The sequence below is a fragment of the Arthrobacter sp. GCM10027362 genome (genome assembly GCF_042679445.1).
In the GTDB taxonomy this organism is placed as follows: Bacteria; Actinomycetota; Actinomycetes; order Actinomycetales; family Micrococcaceae; genus Crystallibacter.
Window position 1 is genome coordinate 1 of the sequence record NZ_JBHTML010000087.1, and the last position, 16,427, is coordinate 16,427.

Below are 16,427 nucleotides of genomic sequence, written 5' to 3' on the forward strand. Positions count from 1 at the left end.
CCGCCAGCGTGCGGGCTCCGGCGCCGCCGAGGTAGAGCGAGCCGAGGACGTCAACCCCGAAGCTGAGCTCGACGGCGGTGCCGGATGCCAGCGGTTCGACGGCGGCCTCGCCGCCGCTGGCCGTGAGCCGCCAGCACCCGCCGGCCAGGCCGAGCGGATCGGAGACTTCGAAGCTGACCGAACCGTCCGCGGCATAGCTGCGGGCCTGCAGCGCGGCCACCGGGTCCAACACCCGCAGCCAGAGTACGTCTTCCTCGCCCTTGACCTCGTAGCCGCGCGGATCCTGCAGGGCCCACGGCAACGGATCCTCGACGGGGGCCAGCGGGTAGTCGATCCGCTCCACCAGGTCGATGGCGCCCAGGTACCGCCACAGGCCCAGATAGGCATCGGGCGCGGCCGCGACCAGGTCCACCACCTTCACCGTCCGGGGGGAACTGTCCCAGCCGGCGAACCTGTAGCAGACATAACCGTCGGCGGTGCCGCCGGCCCCGTAGTACACCGCAGCGCGCAGCGACCTGTCCGGCTCGGGCTTATGCTGCCGCCAGCGCCCGGAAACCACTTGGGCATAGGATGACTGGCGGGCCACGGAGCCGGGTGTCAGGGCGTGGAAGCGGTCGAAGACCTCCGGGGCCAGCACGGCCAGGGAGTCCGGATCCGCCACCTCCACCGTGCCGTCGTCCGCAGTTTCGGCGGCCTGCCGGTGCAGGCCGAAGCGCTCCCGCACATCCACCTGGACCCTGCGGGAAAGGGCGGCCGCACCGAAGCCGAAGCGCCCGTAGATGGTCGCCTCGGACGCGGTGAGCGCGGCCAGCGCCAGGCCGGACTCGGCGGCCCGGCGCAGGTCCTCGGTGATCAGGCGGCGGAGGATGCCGCGCCGGCGGTGCGTCGGCCGCACCGTCACTGCAGTGACCAGGTGCGTGTCCAGTAACGCCCCGCCGACATTGAGCGTGTTCAGCATCGTGGCATAGGTGGCCACCGGAATAGCCGGATCCCAGACGCCCGGCCGCTCGGCGTCGTCGTATACGGCCGAGAGCACCCGGCCGTCCGCGGCATAAGCCTCGGCGTACAGGGCGACGTCGGCCGGATCCGCCTTGGCGTCGTGGAAACCGAACATGACGGCGTCGAACCAGCCCTGGAGCCGCTGGTCCGCCAACCCGTCCTCGCGAAGCGCACCGAAGCGTTCGGTGCGCAGGGCGGGACCGGCTTCCCTGGAGGCAGTCTTCACGCTGCCGAGCCTAGCATCCCGGACGTACCGGGGTGCGTGCGGCCATCAGGCTGCCCTTTGCCCGGCCCGGCCCGGCACCGCACGCTTTGCGGCCGGCCGGGGGCGGCCGCTGCCGCGGGCGGCAGGCCCGGCCCCGGGTGGGTGCCGCGCGGAACGCTGCGACAGTCGCAGGCCGTCCACGAGATAGTCCAGGACGGCGACGACGGCCACGATCGCGGCGAGCATCTCCAGCCCCTCCTCGACGATCAGGCCGGCGGAGAACAGGAGACCTGGTCCGGTGCCGCGGACCCAGCCATTGAACGCCTCGGTACCGACGGCACCCAGCGCATACAGCACCAGGGCGACAGCCAAGGGCCGGTAGGCGGTCCAGGGCAGCATCCGGCCGGCCAGGAAGAGCACGAACGCCCCGGCGCCGGCCACGACGACGCCGAGCGCGAGCCACGGATAGGTGGGCGTCTCGATGCCGGCGGCGACGGTGGGGCGGGCCAGCCGTTCATGGAGCCCGGCAGTCTCATCCAAGCTCAGGTAGGCCGCGGCTGCCGCAATGATCCACCAGGCCGCGCCGACCCTGCTCCCGCCCTGCCAGAGGGCGGCTGCCGCGGCCAGACCCGCGACAAGGAACAGCAGCACCGCATTCCACCACGCCGGCAGGTTCGATTCGGCGCCAATGTCCACGAATTTCTTCAGTTCATCCAAGGGCATGACATGGTGCAGCGCAAATACCGCCACGAAGGCGAGCATAACGGCCGCCGTGACCCCGAGCAGCAGCGCGGCGGCCCGACGGCTGACAACATTCCGGCCCAACATCATCGACAGACCTCCCGGCGGTCCCGCGGCGTCCAGCCCTTGCCGGGAATCTACCCTAATGTGAGCCGAATCACAGTCAGGACTCGCCGGAGCGTCCCAGAGTGGGTCAGTGTCCTCGTGGGTGGGGCGCGCGGGCCCCGCCGTGGCGGCGCAGCCGACACTGTGGGAGCGCCCCGTAGAGTGGGGCGCGCGGGCCCCGCCGTGGCGGCGCAGCCGACACTGTGGGAGCGCCCCAATCTCTTAGTGTCCGGCCGCCTGCCAGTCCTGGCCGACGCCCACCGACACGTCCAGCGGCACGGAGAGCTCCGCCGCCCCGGACATCTGCTCGCGGACCAGCCGTTCCACCGCCTCGCGCTCGCCCGGGGCCACTTCCAGCACCAGTTCGTCATGGACCTGCAGCAGCATGCGGGACTTCAGGCCCTGCTCCGCCAACTCCCGGTCCACTCCGAGCATGGCCTTCTTGATGATGTCTGCGGCAGAGCCCTGGATCGGCGCGTTCAGCGCCGCCCGTTCGGCCATCTCGCGCAGCTGCCGGTTGTCGCTGTTCAGGTCCGGCAGGTAGCGGCGGCGGCCCTCGATGGTGGAGGTGAAGCCGTCCCGCCGGGCCTGCTCCACCACTGCTCGCAGGTAGTCGCGCACAGCGCCGAACCGCCTGAAGTAGTCCTTCATCAGGGTCCGGGCCTCGTCCACCGGAATGTTCAGCTGCTTGGACAGTCCGAACGAGCTCAGCCCGTACACCAGCCCGTAGGACATGGCCTTCACCTTGGCGCGCATCTCGCTGGTCACGTCCGCCGGTGCCACGTTGAAGATCCGCGAGCCGACGAAACGGTGCAGGTCCTCGCCGTCGCGGAACGCCTGGATCAGCGCCTGGTCCCCGGACAGGTGCGCCATAATGCGCATTTCAATCTGCGAATAGTCCGCGGTCAGCAGCGATTCGTAGCCGCGGCCGACGACGAAGACCGCACGGATGCGCCGGCCTTCGTCGCTGCGCACCGGGATGTTCTGCAGGTTCGGGTTCAGCGAGGACAGCCGCCCGGTGGCGGCGACGGTCTGCGCGTAGGTGGTGTGGATGCGGCCGTCCTCGGCCACTGCCTTGCGCAGCCCCTCCACGGTCTGGCGCAGCTTGCTGGCATCACGGTAGGCCAGCAGCTGGAGCAGGAAGGGATGTCCGGTCCTGGCCACCAGGTCCGTGAGCGCATCGGCGTCGGTGGAGTAGCCGGTCTTGATCTTCTTGGTCCTGGGCAGCCCCAGCTCGTCGAAGAGCACCGTCTGCAGCTGCTTGGGCGAGCCGAGGTTGATCTCCTTGCCGATGATCCGGAAGGCCTCGGAGCTGGCGGCATTGATGGTGGCGCTGAAGTCGTCCAGCAGGGTGTCCAGCTTGGCCGTGTCCACCGCAATGCCGGTCAGTTCCATCCGGGCCAGCACCAGGGACAGCGGCAGCTCCAGCCCGCCCAGCAGCTGGTTGGCCCCGCGCCCGATCAGCTGGCCCGCGAAGTGTTCGCTCAGCTGCAGCGCGGCGAACGCCTTCATCACTGCCGGTCCGGCAGGGTCTCCGCCCAGTCCCAGCTCCAGCTGCCCGGAAGCCGCGGGAGCGGCGGCCACGGAGAGCTTCAGGTGGTACTGGGCCAGGTCCGCCAGCTCATAGCTGCGCCGGTCCGGCTGGATGAGGTAGGCCGAAATGGCCGTGTCGTCCACCACGCCGAGCAGCGTCAGCCCGCGCCGGGCCAGCAGCTTGTAGGCGGCCTTGAAGTCGTGGACCACCTTGGGCGCGTCCAGGTCCGCCAACCAGTGCGCCAGCACCTGCTCGGCCTCGGCGTCGAGCTCCCCCAGCGCCACATAGGCGGCCCCGGAGCCGGTCACCAGGGCCAGGCCGATGGCGTCCTCGGTGTCTCCGCTGCCTTCGGTTGCCAGCTGCACGGCGACGTTGAACTGGTTGGTGCCGTCCAGCCAGGCTTCGAGCTCCCGGGCGGTGGCCAGTTGGACGTGTACCGGGGCGTGGACCTGCACTTCCTCGTCCTGCTCGGCCTCGGCGAAGAGGTCGAAGAGCCGTTTGCGCAGGGTGTTGAACTGCAGCGCGTCAAAGAGTTCCTCGACGGCGTCCCGGTCCGGGTGCTGCAGGGTCATGGCTTCCATGTTGACCGGCAGGTCCAGGTCGCGGAGCAGGTGGTTCAGCCGGCGGTTCCGCTTGACCAGGTCGATATTCGCGCGCAGCGCCTCCCCCGCCTTGCCGCCGATGGAGTCCAGGTTCGCCAGGATCCCGTCGAGGCCGCCGTACTGGTTGATCCACTTGGCCGCCGTTTTGGGGCCGACGCCGGGAACGCCGGGCAGGTTGTCCGCCGTCTCCCCGACCAGCGCGGCCAGGTCCGAGTAGTGCTGCGGGCCCACGAAGTACTTGGCCTCCACCGCCGCGGCGTCCATCGGGGGGATGTCGCTGACGCCCTTCTTCGGGTACAGCACGGTGACCTTGTCGGTGATCAGCTGGAACGCATCCCGGTCCCCGGAGACCACCAGCACGTCCCAGCCGGCGGCCTCTGCGCGGCTGCTCAGCGTGGCGATGATGTCGTCCGCCTCGTAGCCGTCCAGGCTGATGGTGGGGATCCGCATGGCCTCCATGACCTTGATGATCAGGTCCACCTGGCCGTGGAATTCCTCGGGCGTCTTGTTCCGGCCGGCCTTGTACTCGCTGTATTCCTCGGACCTGAAGGTCGGGGTGTCCAGGTCGAAGGCGACGGCCACATGGGTGGGGTTCTGGTCCCGGATCATGGCCAGCAGCATCGAGGTGAAACCATACACAGCGTTGGTGTGCTGGCCGGTATCCGTGGCGAACTTGTCCGCCGGCAGGGCATAGAACGCCCGGAACGCCATCGAATGCCCGTCGACCACCAGCAGCCGCCGGCTCCCGCCGGCCGTCCCGGTATCCGTGCCGGCAACGGTGTCCGGGACCGTGTCCGTCCCGCGGGGGGGCTCGATGGTGGCTACGGAATCCGGTTTGTTTGTTTCACTCACAGATGCCAGCCTAGTTCCCATGAGCGACAATTTCATTCCGGGCGGCCGGTCCGTCCCGGCCGCCGCGGACCGGCTCCGGGAACTGGCCGACGCCGGCGTGCCGGAGCATTTGCGGCCCTGGCTGGGGGAAACGGGCGTGGGGGCGCTGGTCGTGAAAATGGGCATCAAGTTCCTGGAGATGAGTCCGGAACGCATGGTGGCCACCATGCCGGTGGAGGGGAACACCCAGGCTTTCGGCATCCTCCACGGCGGAGCCCATGTGGTGATGGCCGAGACCCTGGGCTCCCTCGCCGCGTCCATCCACGCCGGCCCCGGCCGGGCGGCGCTGGGCATCGAAGTGGGCGCCACTCACCACCGCTCCGTATCCTCCGGCCTGGTCACCGGGACGGCCTTGGCGCTGCAGCTGGGGCGCACCCTGACCGTCCACGAGGTGGTGATGACCGACGACGCCGGACGCCGGCTCTCGACGGCCCGGATCACCAACCTGATCCGGGAAGCCGGCTGAGCGGCGCGTATTACCGGGTCTTCGCGAAGCGGTAGCGCAGCTCCACCATGGAGCCGCCCAGGACCCTGGTCCCCAGCAGCTCTGCCGGCGCCGCGGTCGGCACCGGCAGCAGCGGCTTGCCGCGGCCCAGCGTCACCGGGACCAGCGTCAGGATCATTTCATGCAGCAGCCCGGCCGCCAGGTACTGGCCTGCCAGCGGCCCGCCGCCGACCACCCAGACGTCCTTCTCCCCCGCGTCCGCGCAGATGGCCTCGTGGAACAACGGCACTTCGCCGCGCACGAAGGTGATGTCCGCGCCCGGGATGCCCGGCAGTTCATGGTGGGTGAACACCCAGGTCGGGGTGTTCCCGTAATCCCACGGTCCGGCTTTGAGGATGAACTGGTAGGTTGCCGAACCCATGACCATGGCCCCGACGCCGGCGAAGAAGTCCGCGTAGGTGTCCTGGACCCCCTCCACGCCGTTGAACTGCATCAGCCAGTCGAGGTTGTCCTGCGGGTCGGCGATGAACCCGTCGAGCGAGCTTGCTACGTAGTAAACGGTCCGGGCCATGGGCCCATGCTAGTCAAGTTCCCTCTTATCGGAAGACGCTGGGAGCCTGCCTGACCCGTTTCCTAGTGGAAAACCGGAACGATCAGGTAGATCCCGTACAGCACTGCGGCGCCGCAGACGCCGAAACAGGCATAGGCGGACGAGCGCACCAGCGGCTGCCGGGATGGGGCCGCGTCCGCCGCGACGGCGAGCAGCCGCACCCCGAGCCCGTAGGACCCGACGACAACCAGGGCGGAAACCAGGGTGGCAATAGCCACCACCACGAACGCCAGCCAGTTGATGTTCACTCGGCCACCTCCACCTGCGGGGTCTTCTTCTTTTTCTTCTTGCGCTTGATCTTCACGACCTCGCCGGCGTGGTCGAGTTCGCTGATCGCGTTGTGGTGGCCCACCTGGTTGCGCCGCGAAACCAGGAACATGATGCCGATGACCAGCGCTCCGGCCACGGCGTCGATAATGATCCCGGCTATGCCCAGATGCGCCGCGGCCGCGGCCAGCGCGCCGACGATGGCGGCGGCCGGCAGCGTCAGCACCCAGCCGACGGCGATGCGCCGGGCGGTATTCCAGCGCACCTGGGCGCCCTTGCGCCCCAGTCCCGAGCCGATCACGGACCCGGAGGCGACCTGGGTGGTGGACAGCGCAAAGCCCAGGTGCGAGGAGGCCAGGATGGCCGAGGCGGTGGACGATTCCGCGGCGAAGCCCTGGGCCGGCTTGACCTCGGTCAGCCCGCGGCCCATGGTCCGCATGATGCGCCAGCCGCCCGAATACGTCCCGATCGCGATCGCCAGGCCGCAGGCCGCAACCACCCAGAACTCCGGTCCGGTGCCCACCGCCTGGAAACCCCCGGACACCAGTACCAGGGTGATCACACCCATGGTCTTCTGCGCGTCATTGGTGCCGTGCGCCAGCGCTACCAGTGAAGAGGAGAAGATCTGGCCGTAGCGGAAGCCGCCGCGCTTGGGGTTCGCGACGGCGCCCCTGCGGGTGGTGATCCGGTAGGCCAGCCGGGTGCTCAGGTACGCCACCGTGCCGGCGATCAGCGGGGCCAGCACTGCCGGCAGCAGCACCTTGGAGACGACGACGGCGTAGTTGATCGCCCCGAATCCGGCACCGACGATGGCTGCACCGATCAGCCCGCCGAAGAGGGCGTGCGAGGAACTCGACGGCAGGCCCAGCAGCCAGGTCATCATGTTCCAGACCACGGCTCCCATCAGCCCGGCGAAGATCATTTCCGGGGTAATCGCGATGCCTCCGTCACCCTCGCGGATGATCCCGCCCGAAATGGTCTTGGCCACCTCGGTGGACAGGAACGCACCGATCAGGTTGAGCACTGCGGCCAGGGCCACCGCCGTCTTGGGCGTGATCGCGCCGGTGGCGATGGGGGTGGCCATGGCGTTCGCCGTGTCATGGAAGCCGTTTGTGAAGTCGAAAAAGAGGGCCAGCGCTATGACAAGCACGACCATTAAGGTGAGATCCACCTGGTTACCAATCTGGTGAGGGAAGAACGTTCATCAGACGTTCACCGGCGAAGCCTTGTGGGGTTGGCCTCCGGTAAAACGCCTTTTGAATTGTAGATGCGAACAGGCCCCGCGGGCACATCCGCTTCGCCGCCCGTTGACACCCGGAGCACCCACCCCGATGATCGGGGTGGGGCGCACTTGACCACACCTCCTTTTTACCCCTCTTTACCCCCGGGAGACATCGTGAAGGCATTGGTTTATGGCGGGCCCGGAGAGAAATCCTGGCAGGAAGTACCCGACCCCGTGATCGAACAGCCCACGGATGCCATCGTCCGGGTCGACACCACCACGATCTGCGGCACGGATCTGCACATCCTCAAGGGCGATGTTCCGGCCGTGCAGCCCGGACGCATTCTGGGCCACGAGGGCGTGGGGACAATCACCGAGGCCGGCCCGTCCGTGACCGGCCTGAAGGCGGGCGACCGGGTGATCATCTCCTGCATCAAGTCCTGCGGCCACTGCGCCAACTGCCGCACGGGGCTGTATTCCCACTGCCTCGGGGACGAGGGCGCCTCCGGCATCGGCTGGGTCTTCGGCCACCTGATCAACGGCACCCAGGCCGAGTACGTGCGCGTGCCCTATGCGGAGAATTCGCTGCACCGGCTGCCCGAGGGGGTCGGCGACGAGCAGGCGGTCATGCTGTCGGACATCCTGCCCACCGGTTTCGAGATCGGCGTCCTGTACGGGCGGGTCAAGCCCGGGGATACCGTCGCCGTCGTGGGGGCCGGACCGGTGGGCCTGGCGGCCATCGCCACCGCCGGGCTGTGCGGGGCGGCCACCGTCGTCGCCTTGGACCTGGACGCGAACCGACTGGAACGGGCCCGGGAGTTCGGCGCCACCGACACCGTCGTCTCCTCCGCGGCGGACTGGAAGGAGCAGGTCCTGGCGCTCACCGACGGCGCCGGCGTGGATGTGGCCATCGAGGCGGTGGGGATTCCGCAGACCTTCGACATGGCGCTGAACCTGGTCCGGCCCGGCGGGAATGTGGCCAACGTGGGTGTCCACGGCAAGCCGGTGCAGCTGCACCTGGAGGACCTGTGGATCCGCAACATCAACATCAGCATGGGCCTGGTCAACGCCAACACCACGCCGATGCTGCTCAGGCTCGTGGCCCAGGGGAAGATCCCGGCGGAGAAGTTCGCGACCCACCGCTTCAGCTTCGACCAGATGATGGACGCCTACGACACCTTTGCCCGCGCGGCGGAGACGAATGCGCTCAAGGTTGTCATCACGCGCTGACCCTATTCCGCAGGCCTGCCCGCCGGCGCCCGCCCGGAGGAACTGCAGTTACGGTGCGGCATCATGCCCGGCATCCTTCCGGCTCCCGCCACGGCCCCGGCGCGGCCGGCCCAGGTACATCAGCTCCCAGAGCGCGGGCGCCTCTTCCTGACCGACGAGCTGCCCGGCCCGGTATTCCCGTACGCTCAAGCTGCCGGCGAAGCGGAGGTAGGCGCCGCTGAAGCCGGCGAGCCGGGCCGCCAGCCGGGCCGGCCGGGGCAGGAATCCGGCCAGCTTCACCGCGAGGACGGTGCCGGTGCGGGTGTAGGTGACCAGGTAGCGTCGGGCCTCGTCGCGGTAATCGAAGCTGGTGACGGCGGCCACCGGTTTGCCGGTGCCGGGGTCGTGGAAGAACCCGGACGGGGTGAAATCGACCTTGGACCGGTCGTCGGCCACGATGCGTCCGTCACGGGCCAGCAGGAAGGTCGTGAACGGGGTGTAGCCATACCGCCGCGCGGCGGTAAGGGCCGCAGTAATCACGGCGTACCCGCCGGCGCTGCCCCTGCCCCAATACCAGTGGTCGAACACTTTGGCCACGGACCGGTTGCCCCAGTTGTGGTCGTGGTAGCCGGTGCCCGAACTCACATGCCTGACACCCTCGACGGTGTAGCTGACCTCGGCGTCGCCCTCGGGGACGGCCGGCAGCCAGGCGAAATAGTATTCATCCCGGTTGCCGAAGAAGTAGTGCCAGGTCCCGGGCCGCCAGCTCGGCACGCTCCCGGTGAGCAGGACATCGGCTTCGAGGCCGTCCATTGCCACATGGATGCGGTACCGGTGCAGATCGCCGGTGAAGGTATTGGGCCCGATCCGCACATCGCACCCGTCCGTGGCGGCTCCGAAGGAAACCGCGGGAAAATTCCCGGTGCGGTGGAAGCTGCGCCCGTCGGCCAGCTCCAGGTCCACCGTTACCGCCGGGCTCAGCGGCTTCCGCGGGCGAATCAGCGGTTTGGTGAAGAACGCGATGACCAGCTTCGATCCGTCCCGGAGCCGGGCGTCGAAGTACCACCACTCGTAGGTCCCGGGCCGGCCGCTGGTCCGCATCCCGTCTTCGAAGGGCTGGACCTGCCCCGGCCGGAGGCCCAATGCCGCATAGTCGCTGTTGCCGGCAGCGATCCGGGCTCGGGATACCATGCCTGCTCCTCTGATGTGTACCGGCCGCCCACCGCAAGAGAGCCTGCCCCGGTCCCCGCGCCGAACGGGCCGGGAAGGCAGCGAACGCTAGACTTGAGCCGTGGAGTCCCCCGGCATCCTGTACTCGCTCGCCTCGCCCGGAGAGATGAGCCTGCTGGCGGCTGGCGCGGGGGGCTGGCACAGCCTGCTCGGCACCCAGGCCGATCTGGCCGGCCGCTACCGGCACGACGACGACGCCGCTGCCTTCCTGGCCTCCCGCACCTTGCTGCAGCTGCTCGCCGCCCACCTGCTGGGGGTGCCCGCGCAGCAGGCAGCCGGGCTGGAGGTGGGGCGGTGCTGCCGCAGCTGCGGCAGCACCGATCACGGCAAGCCCCGGATTGCCGGACTGGAAGTAAGCCTGTCCCGCACCCGGACCCTCGTCCTGGCCGCGGCCGCGCCGGCAGGGACCCGGCTGGGCGCCGACGTCGAACTGGTGCCGGAGGCGGTCTTCGAAGGCTTCGACCAAACCGTGCTCTCCCCGGCCGAGCAGCGCCGGGCCGGTGGCGGCCCTGCCGGCCGCCGGCAACGGATGCTGCTCTGGACCGCCAAGGAGGCTGCGCTGAAGGCGACCGGGCACGGGCTCGCCGTCGAACCGTCGCTCCTCAGCGTGGAAGACGACGCCGGAACCGGCCGGTCCGCCGCCGTGCCGTTCAGGGCCCGGATACGGTGTCCCGATCCGGGCGAGCTGGACGGGCTCCGTGTCGGCTGGGTCCCCGCCGGGGACAGACATCTGGCCGCGCTCGCCTGCTCGGATCCGCTGCCGGTGCGCGCGATCGCGCCGTCGCGGCTGCTTGGCCCGTGCCGCGGGAATCAGCCTTCGGGCTGATTCCCGCGGCACGCAGCTGCCGGTTCAGATACGGTTTCCGCCTTCGGTATCGTCCATGCGGTCCTTGGCGTTCTCCGTGTCTTCCCTCAGGTTCGCCTTGGTGTCGGCCACGGTGTCCTTGATCTCGCCTTCGGCCTGCTGGGCCTTGCCCTTGGCCGTCTGCGAGGTGTCGTCGGTTGCCTTGCCGACGGCTTCGTTGACCTTGCCCGTAACCTTGTCCTTGGCGGCTTCGAACTTGTCACCCAGTCCCATGATCAACCTACTTTCCGCCTGCGCTGCAGGCTGTAACCGGTATGTGTTAGGAAGCTTTCCTGGTTTTGGCGGTTCCGGTCTTGGCTGTCGGCGCCATGTTCTCCGCGTCCACCATCCAGGCGTACTGCTCCAGCTTTTCGATGAATCCGTGAAGAATGTCCGCCGTGATCGGGTCCTCCTCGTCTACTTGGTCGTGAACATCGCGCATGGTTCCCACGCAGGCCTCCAGCATGTCAACCACCAGGCCGACGGTATCAGCGGTGGAAACCAGCCCCATCGGGAACGCGGCCAGGCTGCTGGTTTCGGCCACCGTCGCACTGCGCCCGTCCGGCACGGCATGGAGGGCACGCATCCGTTCGGCCACTTGGTCCGTGAACAGGCGGGCGTCGGCGACGATTTCGTCCAGCTGCAGATGCAGGTCGCGGAAATTCTTGCCCACGAGGTTCCAGTGCGCCTGCTTGCACTGGACATGGAGCTCGATCAAGTCGACCAGGACCTTCTGCAGGTTTTCGCTCAACTGCTTCGATGCCTTCAAGAATCCTCCATTCGTCGCAAGGTATCTGCCTGGCTCAGGAATGCGGAGCCTTGGTACCGTCCGCCCTGCGGAAACCGTCCGCAGGCAATTCCTAAGCAGGCTTTACATTCTTCAGCCTAGGTTGGACGCCAGCGCCGGGCAAGGGACCCCATCCGGCCACCGGGCCGCCGGAGGGGATCAGCCTCTGCCGTTTCCGCCGGCCAGGTACTGTTTGACGGTGGCCGCATCCGCCAGTTCCTGCCGGTACTCCGTGCAGAGGATGGTCAGCATCTGGGCGGCGAACTCTTCGTTGGTCGAGGCCATCGCATCCTTGGCATAGACCACCCGGAAGTTGTTGGCGAACGCATCGGCTCCGGTCTGGGCAATGCAGTTGTGCGAAGACACGCCCGCCAGCAGCAGCGTCTGCGTGCCCAGGTTGCGCAGGCGGAACAGCAGGTCGGTGGCCACGAACGCGCTGTCGCGGGTCTTGGGCAGTCGTGGCAGTCCCTCGGCTGCCAGGCCGGGGACGATTTCGGCCGTCTCGCTGCCGGCAAAGGCAAAGCCCTGGTCATCCTCGAGCATGTTCAAGGTCCAGGTGGACTTATCCCGCTGGTGCTCGGTACAGGCCAGCAGCACCGGAACACCAGCACCCGATGCGTGGGCGATCAACTCGTTGCACTGCGCCACCAGCTGTTCCTGGCGGCCGGCCAGTGACGGATCCTCGAAGTAACCCTTCTGCATATCGATGATGACTACTGCCAGGCCCATAGGTCCTCCTTATACACGAATCCACAACACCCCGGCGGCACGCCGAGCAGCAGATCCCCCTCCCGGAACGGAGCATTGGTACCGGACGGGTGCGGCCGGACAGCGGCCCGAGCCGCAGGAAGGATAACGGACTTCCCGGGCCGTCGAACTCATGATCGTGGCCGCCCCCCCGTTCGCGCCCCAGCCTAGCGTTTGGCAAGCCTGCTTACCAAGCGGCGGCCGGACTGCCACCGGGGCAGGCGCGCTGCCGGGCCCGCTCAGGCGCCCTTGCGCCGCGCGGCAGCCCCCTTGGTGCCAGGCGTGGCGGACGGCTTCCGGCCGGACCCGACGGCCCGGCGTTCCAGGCTCCTCTTCAGCGCCTCCATCAGGTCCACCAGGTCCCCGGCCTCGCTCTCCTCGGGCACGCCGAAGGTGGCCTCCGTATCGAGCGCTTCGCCCTGCTTGAGCTTTTCGTCGATCAACCGGCGCAGCTCCACCTGGTAGTCGTCCTGGAACTCCTCGGGCTCAAAGTCGTCCGCGTAGCGCTCTACCAGGGCCGTAGACATTTCCAGTTCCTGCGGGGAAATCCGCACCCGCGACGAGACGGACGGAAAGTCAGCCTCCCGCACCTCGTCCGCCCACAGCAACGACTGCAGCATGAGCACAGGGCCGCGGACCCGCAGGATGCCCAGCCGGGTCTTCTGCCGCAGGGCGAACTTCACGACGCTGGTCCGGTCGGTCTTCTCCAACGTCTTGCGCAGCAGCACATAGGCCTTGACCGACTTCGAGTCCGGCTCCAGGTAGTAGCTGCGCTCCAGCATGAGCGGATCAATCTGCTCGCTGGGCACGAACCGAACCACCTCAATCTCGTGGTTCCGCTCCGCGGGCAGCACCGCAAGGTCCTCATCCGTCAGGACCACCGTTGTTTCGCCGTCCTCATAGGCCTTGTCGATGTGCTCGTAGTCGATCTTGCGCCGGCACACCTCGCACCGGCGCTCGTAGCGGATCCGCCCGCCGTCGGCGTCATGCACCTGATGCAGCTCGATGTCATGGTCGGTGGTGGCGGGGTACAGCCGCACCGGGATGTTCACCAAGCCAAAGGTGACGGCCCCCGTCCAGATGGCCCTCATGTTCATCATTGAAACACCAAGGCTGCGGAAGCACTAGCCTTGCCGGCAAATAAGGAACAGAGTGCAGGGTAAAGGGTGCAGAACGTACATGTGCGGCACAGCCAGGGAAGGGAGACCGAACGATGCCTGCGCGCGCCAACGAGCAGCTGGTCAAGGTCGCCGGCCGGCGGCTGAAGGTGAGCAACCTGGACAAGGTGATGTATCCGGAGACCGGCACCACCAAGGCCGACGTCCTGCACTACCTCTCCACCGTGGCCCATGTGCTCATCCCGCAGGCCGCCTGGCGGCCTGCCACGCGCAAACGGTGGGTGGACGGCGTCGGTACGACGGCCAAACCCGGCCATCCCTTTTTCCGCAAGGACCTCGAGGAGTCGGCCCCGGACTGGGTGCCGCGCGCCGATATCCGGCACAGGGACCACGTGAATACCTATCCGCTGGTCAACGACCCGGCGGTGCTGGCCTGGCTTGGGCAGGTGGCCGCCTTGGAAATCCATGTTCCCCAGTGGCGCTTCGGCCCGGACCTCGTGCCGCGGAACCCGGACCGGCTGGTGCTGGACCTGGACCCGGGCGAGGGCGCCGGCTTGGCCGAATGCGTCCAGGTGGCCCTGCTGTGCCGGGAGATCCTGCAGGGAATGGAAATGGACGCCGTGCCGGTCACCTCCGGGTCCAAAGGCATCCATCTGTATGCGCCGCTGGATGGCAGGCACACAACCGGCCAGGTCGCCGAGGTGGCGCACGAACTGGCCCGCGCGCTGGAGGCCGCGCACCCCGACCTGGTGGTCAGCGACATGAAGAAGGCCCTGCGCGCGGGCAAGGTGCTGGTGGACTGGAGCCAGAACAACGGCGCCAAGACCACCGTCTGCCCCTATTCGCTGCGCGGGCGCCTGCACCCAAATGTGGCCGCGCCGCGGACCTGGGAAGAGCTCGAGGAACCGGATCTGGCCCAGCTGGACTACCGCGAAGTCATGGAGCGGGTGGCCGCCGGCATCGACCCGATCGCCGCGCAGGGCTGGCACGGCGACGGCGGCGGCCCCGGTGCGCCTGCCGGCAGCGACCGGCTGGCCAGGTACCGCAGCATGCGCGATCCGGCCAGGACCCCCGAGCCGGTCCCGGAACCCGGCGCCGGCACCCAGACCGCCGCGGACGGGCAGCCGTCCTTCGTGATCCAGGAACACCACGCCCGCCGGCTGCACTGGGACTTCCGGCTGGAGCACTCCGGCGTGCTCGTCTCCTGGGCCGTCCCGAAGGGCCTGCCGCTGGAGCCGGAAGAAAACCGGCTGGCGGTGATGACCGAGGACCATCCGCTGGATTACGGCAGCTTCGAGGGCACCATCCCGAAGGGCCAGTACGGGGCCGGAACCGTCAGGATCTGGGACAGCGGAACGTACGAGCTGGAAAAGTGGCGCGACGGCAAGGAAGTCATCGTCGTTCTGCACGGACGCGACGACGGCGGGCTCGGCTCGGTGCCGCGCCGCTATGCCCTCATCCATACTCCGGGAATGGGAGACGCCGGGAAGAACTGGCTCATCCACCTGATGAAGGACCAGCCCGGATCCGGACACCAGGTCCGCCCGGAGCGCGGCTGGGCCCGGACTGCGCTGCCCGATGCCGCCCCCATGCTGGCCACCGCCGGCAGCCTGGCCGACCTGGACCCGGACGAGGCCTGGGCCTACGAGATGAAATGGGACGGCGTCCGCGTCATTGCCCGGGTGGAGGACGGCACGGTGCGCCTGGTCACCCGCAGGGGTCTGGACCGGACCGGAACCTATCCGGAACTGCAGGAACTTGGCGGCCTGGCGGAAGGCCCGGCAGTGCTCGACGGCGAGATCGTGGCCCTTGCGCCCGGCGGCCGTCCCGACTTCGGACTGCTGCAGAACCGCATGAACCTGACCAGTGAAACCGACGTCAGTGCCGCCGTCCGGACCACCCCCGCCTACCTGATCCTGTTCGACGCCCTCCACCTTGGCGGCAGGAGCCTGCTGCGCTCGCCGTATACGGCCCGCCGCCAGGCCCTGTTCGACGCCGTCAGGCCCGGCCGTCACGTCCAGCTGCCCGAGGCCTTCACCGGCACCGCCCGGGATGCCCTGGATGCCTCGGTCCGGCTGGGACTGGAGGGCATCATCGCCAAGAAACAGTCGGGCGTGTACCTGCCCGGCCGCCGCACGCGCACCTGGATCAAGGTCAAGAACGAGGCGCACCAGGAGGTGGTCGTCATTGGCTGGCGGCACGGCGCCGGCAACCGGGCGGGTGGCGTCGGCTCACTGCTGCTGGCGGTGAACGATGGCGGACGGCTTACCTATGCGGGCCGGGTCGGCACCGGCTTCACCCGCGCTGACCTGGACGAGGCGGCAGCCCGGCTGGCCCCGCTCGCCCGCAGGACACCGGCCGCCGACGGCGTTCCGGCGGCGGACCGGCAGGATGCCGAGTGGGTGTCGCCGCGGCTGGTGGGCGAGGTCAAATATGCCGGACGCACGGCGGACGGCCGGCTGCGACAGCCGGTCTGGCGCGGCTGGCGCCCGGACAAGGACCCCGGCGAGGTGGTCTGGGAGCACGTCTGAGCGCTTCCCGGCCACCTGCCCTGCCCATCACGGCCACCTTATGAGACGGGTCACAATCATTACTGCTGTGTTTCCTGCCCGGCTCCCGCCTACCACAACCGATCATGTAACTTTGCTCAATCACGGCGATGCCAATTCATGCAGTCGCACGATGGGCCGGAGCCGGTGGCCAAGACAGATTCGCAGGGGAAAGTAGACACCAGATGACACAGGTTCATGTTGAAGCGGCGCCGGACGAAGCGGCGCCCGGGGGCAAGACGCTGAAGTCGGCCGGGCATGTGATTGTGGACTCGCTGGCCGCGCACGGGGTGCAGCGGACCTATGTGGTGCCGGGTGAGAG

15 protein-coding genes are annotated in these 16,427 nt (G+C 68.5%); 4 read left to right on the plus strand and 11 right to left on the minus strand.

Annotated features, from left to right (window positions below):
* From ACFQ36_RS13175 to polA, 3 genes are all read right to left on the minus strand, one after another.
* Positions 1-1,225: GNAT family N-acetyltransferase (locus ACFQ36_RS13175; protein WP_377014271.1), on the minus strand; the 1,225-nt coding region annotated here is incomplete at its 3' end.
* A gap of 45 nt (positions 1,226-1,270) precedes the next feature.
* Positions 1,271-2,035, minus strand: coding sequence for a hypothetical protein (locus ACFQ36_RS13180; protein WP_377014273.1), 765 nt, complete (start codon positions 2,033-2,035; stop codon positions 1,271-1,273).
* Between the two features lie 237 nt (positions 2,036-2,272).
* The gene (gene polA, locus ACFQ36_RS13185; protein WP_377014296.1) at positions 2,273-4,897 is read right to left on the minus strand and encodes a DNA polymerase I; all 2,625 of its coding nucleotides are present in this window, start codon (positions 4,895-4,897) and stop codon (positions 2,273-2,275) included.
* 160 nt (positions 4,898-5,057) lie between these two features.
* On the opposite strand from polA, the gene ACFQ36_RS13190 reads away from it, so the two are divergent.
* Positions 5,058-5,543, plus strand: a complete 486-nt coding sequence (locus ACFQ36_RS13190) for a hotdog fold thioesterase (protein ID WP_377014275.1) — start codon at positions 5,058-5,060, stop codon at positions 5,541-5,543.
* Between the two features lie 10 nt (positions 5,544-5,553).
* Here ACFQ36_RS13190 and ACFQ36_RS13195 read toward each other — a convergent pair whose 3' ends face one another.
* The 3 genes from ACFQ36_RS13195 to ACFQ36_RS13205 form a co-directional block, all read right to left on the minus strand.
* Positions 5,554-6,093, minus strand: coding sequence for a dihydrofolate reductase family protein (locus tag ACFQ36_RS13195; protein WP_377014277.1), 540 nt, complete (start codon positions 6,091-6,093; stop codon positions 5,554-5,556).
* Between the two features lie 62 nt (positions 6,094-6,155).
* Positions 6,156-6,374, minus strand: coding sequence for a hypothetical protein (locus ACFQ36_RS13200; protein ID WP_377014298.1), 219 nt, complete (start codon positions 6,372-6,374; stop codon positions 6,156-6,158).
* A gap of 2 nt (positions 6,375-6,376) precedes the next feature.
* The gene (locus tag ACFQ36_RS13205; RefSeq protein WP_377014279.1) at positions 6,377-7,570 is read right to left on the minus strand and encodes an anion permease; all 1,194 of its coding nucleotides are present in this window, start codon (positions 7,568-7,570) and stop codon (positions 6,377-6,379) included.
* Between the two features lie 225 nt (positions 7,571-7,795).
* Between ACFQ36_RS13205 and ACFQ36_RS13210 the strand changes: the two genes are divergently transcribed.
* Entirely contained in the window at positions 7,796-8,851 is a 1,056-nt protein-coding gene (locus ACFQ36_RS13210; RefSeq protein WP_377014281.1) for a zinc-dependent alcohol dehydrogenase family protein, read from the plus strand.
* Positions 8,852-8,899: 48 nt separating this feature from the next.
* Here the strand turns inward: ACFQ36_RS13210 and ACFQ36_RS13215 are convergent, their stop codons facing one another.
* Positions 8,900-10,021 (minus strand): hydroxyneurosporene dehydrogenase, encoded by a 1,122-nt coding sequence (locus tag ACFQ36_RS13215; RefSeq protein WP_377014282.1) that lies wholly within the window; start codon positions 10,019-10,021, stop codon positions 8,900-8,902.
* Between the two features lie 100 nt (positions 10,022-10,121).
* On the opposite strand from ACFQ36_RS13215, the gene ACFQ36_RS13220 reads away from it, so the two are divergent.
* On the plus strand, positions 10,122-10,886 hold the full coding sequence (locus ACFQ36_RS13220; RefSeq protein WP_377014284.1) for a 4'-phosphopantetheinyl transferase family protein: 765 nt from the start codon (positions 10,122-10,124) through the stop codon (positions 10,884-10,886).
* Positions 10,887-10,910: 24 nt separating this feature from the next.
* Here ACFQ36_RS13220 and ACFQ36_RS13225 read toward each other — a convergent pair whose 3' ends face one another.
* The 4 genes from ACFQ36_RS13225 to ACFQ36_RS13240 all read right to left on the minus strand — a co-directional run bounded on the left by ACFQ36_RS13225 (position 10,911) and on the right by ACFQ36_RS13240 (position 13,529).
* The gene (locus tag ACFQ36_RS13225) at positions 10,911-11,138 is read right to left on the minus strand and encodes a CsbD family protein (protein WP_377014286.1); all 228 of its coding nucleotides are present in this window, start codon (positions 11,136-11,138) and stop codon (positions 10,911-10,913) included.
* 46 nt (positions 11,139-11,184) lie between these two features.
* Complete coding sequence (locus ACFQ36_RS13230; protein ID WP_377014288.1) at positions 11,185-11,673, minus strand: Dps family protein; 489 nt, start codon at positions 11,671-11,673, stop codon at positions 11,185-11,187.
* A gap of 177 nt (positions 11,674-11,850) precedes the next feature.
* Complete coding sequence (locus ACFQ36_RS13235; RefSeq protein ID WP_377014290.1) at positions 11,851-12,420, minus strand: cysteine hydrolase family protein; 570 nt, start codon at positions 12,418-12,420, stop codon at positions 11,851-11,853.
* Between the two features lie 257 nt (positions 12,421-12,677).
* Positions 12,678-13,529, minus strand: coding sequence for a Ku protein (locus ACFQ36_RS13240; protein ID WP_377014292.1), 852 nt, complete (start codon positions 13,527-13,529; stop codon positions 12,678-12,680).
* Positions 13,530-13,651: 122 nt separating this feature from the next.
* Between ACFQ36_RS13240 and ACFQ36_RS13245 the strand changes: the two genes are divergently transcribed.
* Entirely contained in the window at positions 13,652-16,087 is a 2,436-nt protein-coding gene (locus tag ACFQ36_RS13245; protein WP_377014294.1) for an ATP-dependent DNA ligase, read from the plus strand.
* The last annotated feature ends 340 nt before the right edge of the window (positions 16,088-16,427 follow it).